Raw genomic sequence first — 11,772 nt, forward strand, 5'->3', positions numbered from 1 at the left:
CCGCCACTCAAGGTGTCGACGAAAGTGAGTGTGGTCGATAGCCTCAATCGACGGCGTCGATGACGTTCGACCCCGGTGACCTGGAAGCCCCGGCCCCGCGGCCTGAGTGGCGAAATTATGAACCTTCCGCGCCGGGGATGCTCTCGTCGTTGTTCGGCGGCCGTGAGCGTCATCAAGCCGCATCATCGCGGGCACGCCGTCGTTTCGACGACGCCATGGCCTCATGGGAACAGCAGGAGTCGGACCGGCAAAGGCGGCTGGCCGCGGCGCGCGCGGCGTTCGATGCCCGGGTGGCGGCCGACCGAGCGGAACGCGCCGAACACAACCGCCAGATCGACGAAGAGATCAAGGCCATCGCCGCCAGGCGCCGACCGAGCGTCGAGCGATATTGCGAGCAGGTGCTCTCACGGTTGTTGCTGCCGCCGCAATTCCCGCGCCGCGCCGAGGTCGCCTACAACCCCGAGGCAGAGCAGCTTGTCGTTCAGCTGCAGTTGCCTGGAACTGACATAGTGCCGACCGCGAAGTCATTCCGCTATGTCCAGAGCGGCCAGAACGCAGACACGATCGTCGAAACGAAGCGGCCGGACGCGGAGGTCAAGAAGCTGTACCGTGACGTCATCGCCCAGGTGACGCTGCTGGCGTTGCGAGATTTGTTCGACGCCGACCCCAGGTTGCGGGAAGTGGCCTTCAACGGGCACGTCGACTCGATCAATCCAGCTACCGGCCGCCAAGAGTATCCGTGCCTGATCAGTCTGGATGTCGAACGGGCAGCGTTCGAGCAACTCGTCCTTGATCGTGTGAAGCCGGCCGACTGTCTGCCTTACCTGCGGGCACGCGTGTCCGAGCATCCCTATGCGCTGAAGCCGATCGAGCCCATCCTCGTCTTCGACCTGAGCAAGTTCGCCTTCATCGACGGCCTTGATGCGGTCTCCACGCTCGACCACCGTCCGGACCTGATGCAGATGGGTCACGGCGAGTTCGAACATCTGGTGCGCCAGGTCTTCGAAGCCATGGGCATGCAGGGGTGGACTACCACTTCCAGCAAGGACGACGGTGTGGACGCGGTGGTCAAGAATCCCGACCCCTTCGTCGGCGGGGTGACGATCATCCAGGCCAAGCATTACAAGAACGTCGTCGGGGTCAACCACATCCGCGAGTTGGCCGGCGCTATGGAAGAGAAAAAGGCCGGCCGAGGCATCTTGGTCACGACCTCCTGGTTCACTACCGGTGGCCGGCAAAAGGCGTACGAGCATGGGCGAATGCAGCTCGTCGATGGTCGGCTGGGCCTGCATCGAGCGCTCGGGTTGCGGGCTGGCAAAATCGGGCTGTGAATGGTCCCGAATTGGTGCTGGTTCTGCGGTACCGCAAGGCGGTGACGTACGGCTTTCATGCGCTGCTGGGCGCGCTCGGCGAGCATGAGACCGCCACCCGGTACGAGGTTCGGTTCGGGGAGACGGCCGAGGCCACAGCCGAGCACATTCGGGCCGCCGGCGGCGCGCGGGTGCTGGTGCTCTGGTCGTTCTACTCGCCGGACGCGGCCGCCATGGCCGAGGAGTTGAAGGTGATCCGCTCCCTTGCCGATGGGCCGAACGTCACGCACGTCGCCGGGGGAGTGCATGCGACGGCGGAGCCGGTGCAGACTCTGGACGCGGGGTGGGACGTCGCGGCGCAGGGCGAGGGCGAGTCGACGCTGCTCAGCCTGGTCGACGCCAAAGGGGACCCGGCGGGGATCACGGGGCTGGCCTATCGGGATGCGGCCGGCGGGGTGAAGAGGACCGGCAAAGCGCGGCAGCGGCCACTTGACGACTTTCCGGGGTTCGCGCTCAAGTGGGGGCGGTTCAACGCGCTGGAGATCACGCGGGGGTGTGTCTACGCCTGCCGGTTCTGTCAGACGCCCTTCATGTTCTCGGCGCGGTTTCGGCATCGCAGCGTCGAGAATGTGCGGTGGCATGTGGATCGGATGCGGGAGCGGGGGCTTCGGGACGTCCGGTTCATCACGCCCACGGCGATGAGCTATGGCAGTCAGAGCGAGGAACCCAACCTGGCCGCGGTCGAGGAGTTGCTGGCCACCTGCCGGGAGGGCATCGGCCCGAACGGGCGGGTCTTCTTCGGCAGCTTCCCCAGTGAGATCCGGCCCGAGCATGTCAGCCGGGAGGCGCTGCGGCTGGTCAAGAAGTACTGCGACAACAAGAACATCATCGTGGGCGCCCAGTCGGGGTCGGACCGGGTGCTGGACGCGGCCAAGCGTGGTCACGGCGTCGAGGAGGTCATGCGGGCCGCGCGTCTCGGTGTCGAGGAGGGCTTCCAGATCAACGTTGACATGATCTTCGGGATGCCGGGGGAGGATCAGGGCGACGTGGACGCGTCGCTCGGTCTCGCCCGGGAGCTGGCCGATCTGGGGGCCCGCATCCACGCCCACACGTTCATGCCGCTGCCCGGCACCCCGTGGCGGGACGCCCCGGCCGGTGACGTCGCCCCGGAGACGATCAGCGAGGTCGACCGCCTGTCGCAGCGCGGCGCCCTCTACGGCCACTGGCAGCGCCAGCGCGACCACGCCCAGCGCCTGGCCGCGGCCGCCGAGGCGTACCCCCGGCCCGGTCGTAGCCGGACCCTGCTGCCTCAGGTGTCTCCGGAGTAGTCAGCCCCGTTTCCACCAGCGGCGGCCCGGGCGGGCGCGCAGGGCCGCGACCTCCTTGCGGATCCGGTCGAAGGGTGCGATCTCGTCCGGCAGGGCGACGCCGAGGCACACCAGCTTGGAGCTCCCGCCGGGGCGCGGAATGTCGGTGAAGACCGGCGCGCCGACGAGGCCGGCCAGGATGTCGCCGTTCCAGCGCAGCCGTCCTCGCTGGTCCAGGGCCACCTCGCCGACGACCACGATCTGGTCGCGCTCGCCGCCGGCGTAATGACCTAGGACGTACGCGGGCACGGGCGTCCGCCCGATCGTCGCGATGTCCGACTCGGTGGCGGCCAGCCCGTCGGTGATCTCATCGGTGGTCCACCGCCAGCCTTTGCGGTCGGCGTACGCGTGCATGTGCGCCGCCGGCATGGCGGCGACGCCGATGCGGGGGAGCCGCTTCCACTGTGCGGCGAAATCGAGCGTCAGGGCACCCTGGGCGCTCGGAGCGGGGTCGGCGAGCTCGGGCCGCAGGGTCCAGGCGGCGACGTCGAACGAGGTCAGGGCCTCGGCCGTGAGCAGGTACTGGACGTAGACCTCGCCCTCGATCAGATCGTTGTACCAGAAGGCCGTGCCCTGCAGGCGGCCTCCCGGCTCCTCCCGGAAGGGCAGGGTGGCGCGGGCGGCGTTCTGGAGGATGAGATCGATGACCTGTTCTGCGGGCGCGTACACGGCGGCACCCTACAGGGGGCGGTCGGCCGGGCGGTCCCAGCCGTCGCAGGCGTCCTCCTCCTCGGTCTGCTCCCGCAGGTAGTCGAGCAGGTCGGGGCCTTCGTGGCCGGTGTCTATCGAGCGGCCGGTCAGGCCCAGCAGCGTGGCGCAGTCGCGGCCGAAGCCCTTCACCATGCGGTCGGCGCGCGTCAGGTGGCCGCAGCGCGGGCAGCGGCGCATGACGGGGGCTTCCGGTGGTGGTGCCATCGCACTCCAGTATCACGTGCGGATCTTCAGCGTGGGGGTTAAGGTCTGACTCGTGGGAGTTCGGACCTGGATCGAGGGCTGGCCGGTCTACCGGCAGCTGACCGGGACCGACCCGCTGGGGCGTGGCGCGGCCGCGCAGTCGCAGCGGTCCAAGGAGCTCACCGCGCGCACCGAGACCGCCGACCGAGTGGCCAAGTCGGTCTGCCCGTACTGCGCGGTCGGCTGCGGGCAGCGGGTCTTCGTCAAGGACGAGAAGGTCGTTCAGATCGAGGGCGACCCCGACAGCCCGATCTCGCGCGGGCGGCTCTGCCCCAAGGGCTCGGCCAGCAAGAGCCTGGTCACCTCGGACCGCCGGCAGCAGAAAGTGCTCTACCGGCGGCCGTACGGGACCGAATGGGAATCTCTCGATCTCGACACGGCCATGGACATGATCGCCGACCGGGTGCTCGCCGCGCGTGAGCAGACCTGGGAGGACGCGGACGCCGACGGGCGTCCCCTGAACCGGACGCTGGGCATCTCGAGCCTGGGCGGCGCGACGCTGGACAACGAAGAGAACTACATCATCAAGAAACTCTTCACCGCGCTCGGCGCCATCCAGATCGAGAACCAGGCCCGTATTTGACACTCCGCCACCGTTCCCGGTCTGGGAACCTCCTTCGGCCGTGGCGGGGCCACCGGATTCCTCCAGGATCTGGCCAACGCCGACTGCATCATCATCCAGGGCTCGAACATGGCGGAAGCGCACCCGGTGGGCTTCCAGTGGGTGATCGAGGCCAAGAAGCGCGGTGCGAAGATCATTCACGTCGATCCGCGGTTCACCCGGACCAGCGCGCTGGCGCACAGCTTCGTGCCCGTGCGGGCCGGTGCCGACATCGCGTTCCTGGGCGGCGTGGTCAACTACATCCTCAGCAACGAGAAGGACTTCCGGGAGTACGTGCTGGCGTACACCAACGCGTCCATGATCGTCAGTGAGGAGTTCCAGGACACCGAGGACCTGGACGGGCTGTTCTCCGGCTTCGACCCCGAGACCCGCGCCTACGACCAGTCCAGCTGGCAGTACGCGGGCCAGCAGGACGAGGGCCAGGAGGAGGGCGAGTCGCACGTCGACCGGGAGACCGCCTCCGGCCTCGAGCAGGAATCGCACGGGCCGCCCATCCCGGCCGACGTGCCGCGCGACCCCACGCTGCAGGATCCGCGCTGTGTCTACCAGGTCCTCAAGCGGCATTACGCGCGCTACACGCCTGAGGTCGTCGAGCGTCTGTGCGGCGTACCCCAAGACAAGTTCTTGGAGGTTTGTGAGGCCTGGACCGCCAACTCGGGGCGGGAGCGCACGACGGCGCTCGTGTACTCGGTGGGGTGGACGCAGCACAGCGTGGGCGTGCAGTACATCCGGACCGGCGCCATCATCCAGCTGCTGCTGGGCAACATGGGCCGGCCCGGCGGTGGCGTCATGGCGCTGCGCGGGCACGCCAGCATCCAGGGCTCGACCGACATCCCGACGCTGTTCAACCTGCTGCCCGGCTACCTGCCGATGCCGCACGTCTCGCAGCACGAGACGTTCGGCCAGTGGATCGACGCGATCCGGCATCCGGAGCAGAAGGGCTTCTGGGCCAACGCCAAGTCGTACGCGGTGAGCCTGCTCAAGTCGTACTGGGGTGACGCGGCGACCGAGGAGAACGACTACGGGTACGGCTGGCTGCCCCGACTGACCGGCGACCACGGCACGTACCAGCAGGTCCTCGACATGATCGACGGCAAGATCAAGGGGTACTTCCTGCTCGGGCAGAACCCGGCGGTCGGCTCGGCCCACGGCCGGGCGCAACGGCTCGGCATGGCCAACCTGGACTGGCTGGTGGTCCGCGACCTCTTCATGATCGAGAGCGCCACGTTCTGGAAGAACGGTCCCGAGGTGGAGACCGGCGAGATCGTGCCGGAGCAGTGCAAGACCGAGGTCTTCTTCATGCCGGCCGCCTCGCATGTCGAGAAGGAGGGCACCTTCACGCAGACCCAGCGCATGCTGCAGTGGCGCGAGAAGGCGGTCAACCCGCCCGGCGACGCCCGCAGTGAGCTGTGGTTCTTCTACCACCTCGGCCGCCGTCTCAAGGCCCGCTTGGGTGATTCTGACAAATCACGAGATGAAGCCATAAAAAACCTGACTTGGGAGTACGGATCCTCCGACGAGCCAGAAGCAGAGCTCGTGCTCAAGGAGATCAACGGGTACGACCTCGAATCCGGCAAGCTGCTCAGCTCGTTCACGGAGATGAAGCCCGACGGCTCCACCGCGGGCGGCTGCTGGATCTACACCGGCGTCTACAAGGACGGCGTCAACCAGGCCGCGCGCCGCAAGCCGGGGAGCGAGCAGAACTACGTGGCCCCCGAGTGGGGCTGGGCCTGGCCGGCCAACCGGCGCACGCTCTACAACCGCGCCTCGGCCGACCCCGAGGGCAACCCGTGGTCGGAGCGCAAGAAGTACGTCTGGTGGGACGCCGCCAAGGGCGAGTGGACCGGCGACGACGTGCCCGACTTCGAGAAGACGAAGCCGCCGTCGTACCGCCCACCCGAGGGCGCCTCGGGCGTCGAGGCGATCTCCGGCGACGACGCCTTCATCATGCAGGGCGACGGCAAGGGCTGGCTGTACGCGCCGAGCGGCCTCATCGACGGCCCGATGCCCACGCACTACGAGCCGGCCGAGTCCGGAGTGGCCAATCCGCTCTACGGCCAGCAGGCCAACCCGACCCGCAAGGTGTACGACCGCAGCGACAACCTGACCAACCCCAGCGCGCCCGACCGGCACGCCGAGGTCTTCCCGTACGTCTTCAGCACGAGCCGTCTCACCGAGCACCACACCGCCGGCGGGATGAGCCGCCAGTTGCCGTACCTCTCCGAATTGCAGCCGGAGATGTTCGTCGAGGTCTCGCCGGCCCTGGCCGCGGAACGCGGGCTGACCCACCTGGGCTGGGCGCACATCGTCACCGCGCGGGCGGCCATCGAGGCCCGTGTCATGGTGACCGACCGGCTGAGGCCGTTGCGTATCGAGGGCCGCACCGTCCATCAGCTCTGGATGCCCTATCACTGGGGCGGCGAGGGCGTGGTCACCGGCGACTCGGCCAACGACCTGATCGGCATCACCCTGGACCCGAACGTGCTCATCCAGGAGAGCAAGGTCGGCACGTGCGACATCCGGGCCGGGCGGCGGCCCGCCGGTCCGGGCCTGCTGGCGTACGTCAAGGACTATCGCCGCCGTGCCGGTCTGGAGGACGACAGTGGGAAGTAACAGCCTGTACGGACCGATCGACCCGGCGACCGACGCCGGTTACGTCGACGCGCCGCCGCGCATGGGCTTCTTCACCGACACCTCGGTCTGCATCGGGTGCAAGGCGTGCGAGGTCGCGTGCAAGGAGTGGAACGCGGTCCCGGACGACGGTTTCAACCTTCTGGGTCAGTCGTACGACAACACGGGCGGCCTGTCGGCGAATTCGTGGCGCCATGTCGCGTTCATCGAGCAGCCGGTCACCAGTGATGTTCTCGGCTCTGTTTCCTCTTCGAAAAGCCCGCAATTTCTCGGCATGCCGACGTCGGAGCCGCCGGGGAAGGCGTCGCCGGGGCCGACGTCCGATTTCCGCTGGCTGATGATGTCGAACGTGTGCAAGCACTGCACACATGCCGGGTGTCTGGATGTCTGCCCGACAGGAGCTTTGTTCCGTACGGAATTCGGCACTGTCGTGGTGCAGCAGGACATCTGCAATGGCTGTGGGTACTGCGTTTCCGGCTGTCCCTATGGCGTGATCGACCGCCGCGAGGATGACGGGCGGGCCTGGAAGTGCACGCTCTGTTACGACCGGATCGGCGACGGCCTGACCCCCGCATGCGCCAAGGCCTGTCCGACCGAGTCCATTCAATATGGGGAATTGTCGGAATTGCGGGAACGGGCTTCGCGCCGGGTTGCCGATCTTCATTCGCAAGGCGTTCCGGCGGCGCGGCTTTATGGGCACGAGGAGGACAACGGCGTCGGTGGGGACGGGGCGTTCTTCCTCCTGCTCGACGAGCCCGAGGTGTACGGGCTGCCGCCCGACCCGACCGTGGCGACCCGTGACCTGCCGAAGATGTGGAAGCGGGCCGGGCTGGCCGCGCTCGCCATGGCCGCCTCGGCCGTCGTGGCGTTCGCCGGGAGGCGTGGATGAAAGACCGGTCCATGGTGCCCAAGGCGGAGTTCGAGTCGTACTACGGGCGGCCCATCGTGCGGCCTCCGGTGTGGACCCACGACATCGCCTCGTACCTGTTCACCGGCGGCCTGGCCGCCGGGTCGGCGCTGCTGGCGGCGGGCGGGCAGGCCACCGGCGACGTGACCCTGCGCCGCGTGGGACGGATGACCACGCTCGGCGCGCTCGGCGCCAGCACGTACTTCCTGATCATCGACCTGGGCCGCCCCGAGCGCTTCCACCACATGCTGCGGGTGGCCAAGCCGACCTCGCCGATGTCGGTCGGTACGTGGGTGCTGGCCACGTTCGGCGGGGTGGCCGCGGTGGCCGGTGCGGCCGAGTTCGCCCCGCTGCTGCCGTCGCGGCTGCTGAAGCGGGTGCTGCCGCCGGTGGGCGACGTCGCGGGGTTCGGGGCGGCTGCGCTCGCTCCGGCGCTGGCGACGTACACCGCCGTGCTCTTCGCCGACACGGCCGTGCCGAGCTGGAACGCGGTTTACCCGGAGCTGCCGTTCATGTTCGCCGGCAGCGCCCTGGCCAGCGGCGCCGGCGTCGGCCTGATCGCGGCCCCCGGCAAACCGGCCCGGCGGATGGCGGTGCTCGGCGCCGGCATCGAGCTGGTCGCCGGTCACCGGGTCGAGCACGGCCACGGCCTGCTCAGCGAGCCCTACCAGCAGGGCCGCCCCGGCACGCTGCTCAAGGCGGCCCGCCTGCTCACGGCGGCCGGAGCGGTCGGCGCGGTGCTCGGCCGCCGCTCGCGGGTGGTGTCGGCGCTGTCCGGCCTGTCCCTGCTGGCCGGCTCGGCCCTGACCCGCTTCGGGGTCTTCGAGGCCGGCGTGGCCTCGGCCAAGGACCCGAAATACACGGTGGTGCCTCAGCGCGAAAGGCTCGAGCGCCGCTCCGCCAGCTCCCCGTAGATCGCGATCTTGGCGTCGAGGACCGCGAGGTCGGCCTGAAGCTCGGCGATGCGGGCCAGCACCCGCTCCTTGTGCTCCACGAACAGGCGCAGGCGGTCGCCGACCGTGTCGTCACCGGCCCGGACCATGTCGGCGTAGCGCCGCATGTCGCGCACCGGCATGCCGGTCGTCCGCAGCCGGATCAGCAGGTCGAGCCAGCCCAGATCGGCCTCGCTGTAGCGCCGGTGACCGGCCGTGTCCCGCTCGACCGGGTCGACCAGGCCCTCCTGCTCGTACCACCGCAGGGTGTGCACGGTGAGCCCGACACGATCCGCGACCTCGCCGACTGTGAGTCCGTTCGCCATGGCTCACAGCCTGCCTCTTGGAGTGCACTCGAAGTCAAGCGTTTATCCGCAGCGTTGTGCCCTCCTGGGCCGCGACCAGCTCGCCGATCACGGGATAGCCGGGAACCTCCCCGGCGATGAGCAGCCCACCCGAGGTCTGCGCGTCCGCGAGCAGTAACAACTCGTCCTCGCTGATGCCGCCGGGGTCGAGGTGGGGTCGCACCCAGTCCAGGTTGCGGCGGGTGCCCCCGCTGACGTATCCGTCCCTCAGCGCCTGCCGGGCCCCTTCGAGATAGGGCACGGCGGAGGCGTCGATCCGGGCCGTGACGCCGCTGGCCCGGGCGAGCTTGTGCAGGTGGCCGAGCAGCCCGAACCCGGTCACGTCGGTGGCGCAGACGACGCCGTTCTCGAGGGCCGCGCGGGAGGCGCCGGCGTTGAGGGTGGTCATGGCGGCGACGGCCTCGGCCGAGACCTCACCGGTCGCCTTGTGCCGGCTGTTGAGCACCCCGATCCCCAGCGGCTTGGTCAGGGTGAGCGGCACGCCGGGCCGGCCGGCGTCGTTGCGCATGAGCCGGGCCGGGTCGGCGACGCCGGTGACCGCCATGCCGTACTTGGGCTCGGGGTCGTCCACGCTGTGCCCGCCGGCCACATGACAGGCCGCCTCGGCCGCGACGTCGAGGCCGCCGCGCAGCACCTCGGCCGCGAGCTCCATCGGAAGCACCTCGCGCGGCCAGGCCAGCAGGTTGACCCCGACGACCGGGGTGCCGCCCATGGCGTAGACGTCGGAGAGGGCGTTGGCCACGGCGATGCGACCCCAGTCGTACGCGTCATCGACCACCGGCGTGAAGAAGTCAGCCGTGGCGACGATGGCCGTCCCGTTGGCGATCCGGACGACGGCCGCGTCGTCCCCGTCGTCGAGCCCGACCAGCAGCTCCCCGGGCCCTTCCGGCGTCTTCGCCCCGACAAGGCCCGCGACCACGGTCTCGAGCTCCCCGGGCGGAATCTTGCAGGCACATCCGCCACCGTGCGCGTACTGCGTCAGACGAGTCACCCGCCAACTCTGGCACAGGACCCGTTAAGGTTCCTGTCGGAGGCGTTCAGGTGGCTGGTGCCCCTCCCGGTCTTCAAAACCGGTGTGACCCGGCATCCGGGTCAGGCGGGTTCGATTCCCGTCCGCCTCCGCTGACCAGCCCGGGCCTCAAAGCGACTTGGCCAGCACCAGTTCCTGGCCCCGGCCATCGGGGGTGGGAGCGCCGAGTTCTCCCGTGTCGGCGAACCCGTGCCGCCGGTAGAGCTCGATCGCCTTCCCGTTGCCCGGCATGACCGCCAGCCGCAGCTTCTCGGCCCCGCACGCCTGCACCGCCCAGGAGGCGATCTCCTCGATCAACCGATCGGCCACGCCGCTGCCGCGAGCGGCCGGAGCCACCCACATCGAGATCAGCTCCACCAGGCCGGGCAGATCGGTCCGTACCCCGCTGGCCATTCCCACCGGCTCTCCATCGAGCACCGCCAGCACGTTGTGTGACCCCGGAATCGTGAGCCGATCGCGCCACCGCTGCTCGCTGTCCCCGGCTCCTTGCCAGTCGCTGAGCCTGCTCCCGAACGCGTAGGGCGCCTCCTGCAACGCGGCCAGCCGCAGTCCGCGCCAGACAGCCCAGTCCTCACCGGACAAAACCAGGATCTCCATCACGCCCCGCACCGTACGACCAGGCGGCCCTCCAGCGCCTGCGGTTTACGGCAGCGCGCAGGGTCAGCAGTTCGCGTGGGTGGACCGCGCGACGATTCCCGTCCCCCTCCGCTCAGCTTTGGTGCAGCGACAACGCGCGGTTGAGGGCTCGCGGGCCGGGCAGCAGGTGGCTGACCTGGATCCGGAAACCCGTGCCGCCGGGCAGTTGGTGCAGGGCGGGGACGGTGCCGTGCGGCGCGGGGGACGTCACCTGCGTGAGGTCGGCCGGGACGATGTCGAGCGTGGCGAACAAAGGCCGGCCCCGCACGGAGGCGGAGGCCACGTTCGTCCACCGGATGAAGATCGGGGCGTCGCCGTTCGCCAGCTCGATGCCGGCGTCGGACACGCGGACCCACTCGGGGTGGCGGCGCTGCCGCGAGACGTTGACGATGGCGCCCAGGAGCGGGATGGCCAGGAAGAACAGCAGGCCGCCGTCGGGCGCGGGCCAGTGATCGAAGATCAGGCCCAGTGCGACGAAGAGCAGAGCCATCGCAAGCACCATGGCCGCGAGCGTGACGACGAGGAATGTCCAGGGCCGGGTGCGAAACAGCGACTGCTCCATTGTGTACGGAGGATATCAGCGATCGAGCGCTCGCAGAACCGCGTCGGTGACCGCGCCGTAGGCCAGGTGGGGGAGAGCGTCGCTGAGCCAGTCGGTGACGGTCCAGTCGCGGGGGTCGGTGACGCCCAGGGCGATCATCGACGCGTTCGTCGAGGCCATGGTGGTGGCGCCGATCAGGGCGCTGCCCAGCACCGGGCCGGGGCGCAGGCCGGCGCGGCGCAGGAGGCCGAACGTGGCGCCGATGGCCACCCCGGTGGCTATGCCGGTGAGGCTGGCCAGGCCCGATGCTCGATGGCCCCGGGCGTCGGGGGCGTCGGAGGTCCGGTCCTCGGGGATCGGGCCGGCGGGGCGGGCACGGAGGGCGGTATCGACGTAGGTGGCGGCGTTCAGGGCCGCGGTGCCGGCGGCACCGGCTGCGGCGCCGGCGAGGATGCCCGTACGCATGACGGAATCTCT

At 69.5% G+C, this 11,772-nt stretch carries 11 protein-coding genes, 1 tRNA gene and 1 pseudogene; 6 read left to right on the top strand and 7 right to left on the bottom strand.

What is annotated here, in order from left to right:
- Window positions 1-59: 59 nt before the first annotated feature.
- Together CRP55_RS49010 and CRP55_RS49015 are read left to right on the top strand one after the other, a co-directional pair.
- A complete protein-coding gene (locus tag CRP55_RS49010) occupies window positions 60-1,331 on the top strand; it encodes a restriction endonuclease (protein WP_097328986.1) in 1,272 nt (423 codons plus the stop codon).
- A complete protein-coding gene (locus CRP55_RS49015) occupies window positions 1,328-2,638 on the top strand; it encodes a TIGR04013 family B12-binding domain/radical SAM domain-containing protein (protein WP_097328987.1) in 1,311 nt (436 codons plus the stop codon). Before CRP55_RS49010 ends, CRP55_RS49015 begins: the two co-directional genes overlap by 4 nt.
- On the opposite strand, the gene CRP55_RS49020 is transcribed toward CRP55_RS49015, so the two are convergent.
- Both CRP55_RS49020 and CRP55_RS49025 read right to left on the bottom strand, forming a co-directional pair.
- On the bottom strand, window positions 2,639-3,346 hold the full coding sequence (locus tag CRP55_RS49020; RefSeq protein ID WP_097328988.1) for a hypothetical protein: 708 nt from the start codon (window positions 3,344-3,346) through the stop codon (window positions 2,639-2,641).
- Window positions 3,347-3,355: 9 nt separating this feature from the next.
- The gene (locus tag CRP55_RS49025) at window positions 3,356-3,592 is read right to left on the bottom strand and encodes a hypothetical protein (protein ID WP_245923960.1); all 237 of its coding nucleotides are present in this window, start codon (window positions 3,590-3,592) and stop codon (window positions 3,356-3,358) included.
- Between the two features lie 52 nt (window positions 3,593-3,644).
- Here CRP55_RS49025 and fdh point away from each other — a divergent pair.
- The 3 genes and pseudogenes from fdh to nrfD all read left to right on the top strand — a co-directional run.
- Window positions 3,645-6,854, top strand: a pseudogene (gene fdh / locus CRP55_RS49035) (formate dehydrogenase); the annotation flags it as partial.
- Window position 6,855: 1 nt separating this feature from the next.
- Window positions 6,856-7,773 (top strand): 4Fe-4S dicluster domain-containing protein, encoded by a 918-nt coding sequence (locus CRP55_RS49040; protein ID WP_097328992.1) that lies wholly within the window; start codon window positions 6,856-6,858, stop codon window positions 7,771-7,773.
- The gene (gene nrfD / locus CRP55_RS49045) at window positions 7,770-8,705 is read left to right on the top strand and encodes an NrfD/PsrC family molybdoenzyme membrane anchor subunit (RefSeq protein ID WP_245923962.1); all 936 of its coding nucleotides are present in this window, start codon (window positions 7,770-7,772) and stop codon (window positions 8,703-8,705) included. Before CRP55_RS49040 ends, nrfD begins: the two co-directional genes overlap by 4 nt.
- On the opposite strand, the gene CRP55_RS49050 is transcribed toward nrfD, so the two are convergent.
- The gene (locus CRP55_RS49050) at window positions 8,663-9,049 is read right to left on the bottom strand and encodes a MerR family transcriptional regulator (protein WP_097328994.1); all 387 of its coding nucleotides are present in this window, start codon (window positions 9,047-9,049) and stop codon (window positions 8,663-8,665) included. The genes nrfD and CRP55_RS49050 overlap by 43 nt on opposite strands.
- Window positions 9,050-9,083: 34 nt before the next feature.
- Window positions 9,084-10,079: a selenide, water dikinase SelD gene (gene selD / locus CRP55_RS49055; protein WP_097328995.1), complete on the bottom strand. Its 996-nt coding sequence runs from the start codon at window positions 10,077-10,079 to the stop codon at window positions 9,084-9,086.
- Between the two features lie 38 nt (window positions 10,080-10,117).
- Here selD and CRP55_RS53730 point away from each other — a divergent pair.
- A tRNA-Sec gene (locus CRP55_RS53730) sits at window positions 10,118-10,211 on the top strand.
- Window positions 10,212-10,226: 15 nt separating this feature from the next.
- Here CRP55_RS53730 and CRP55_RS49060 read toward each other — a convergent pair.
- From CRP55_RS49060 to CRP55_RS49070, 3 genes are all read right to left on the bottom strand, one after another.
- Window positions 10,227-10,715 carry a GNAT family N-acetyltransferase gene (locus CRP55_RS49060; protein ID WP_245923967.1) on the bottom strand — a complete coding sequence of 163 codons (489 nt, stop codon included), beginning with the start codon at window positions 10,713-10,715 and terminating at the stop codon, window positions 10,227-10,229.
- A gap of 112 nt (window positions 10,716-10,827) precedes the next feature.
- Window positions 10,828-11,256, bottom strand: a complete 429-nt coding sequence (locus CRP55_RS49065) for a hypothetical protein (protein WP_179855687.1) — start codon at window positions 11,254-11,256, stop codon at window positions 10,828-10,830.
- Between the two features lie 75 nt (window positions 11,257-11,331).
- On the bottom strand, window positions 11,332-11,760 hold the full coding sequence (locus tag CRP55_RS49070; protein ID WP_097328997.1) for a hypothetical protein: 429 nt from the start codon (window positions 11,758-11,760) through the stop codon (window positions 11,332-11,334).
- Between the last annotated feature and the right edge of the window lie 12 nt (window positions 11,761-11,772).

Origin of the sequence: Paractinoplanes atraurantiacus, assembly GCF_900215205.1 — a bacterium.
Lineage (GTDB): Bacteria > Actinomycetota > Actinomycetes > Mycobacteriales > Micromonosporaceae > Actinoplanes > Actinoplanes atraurantiacus.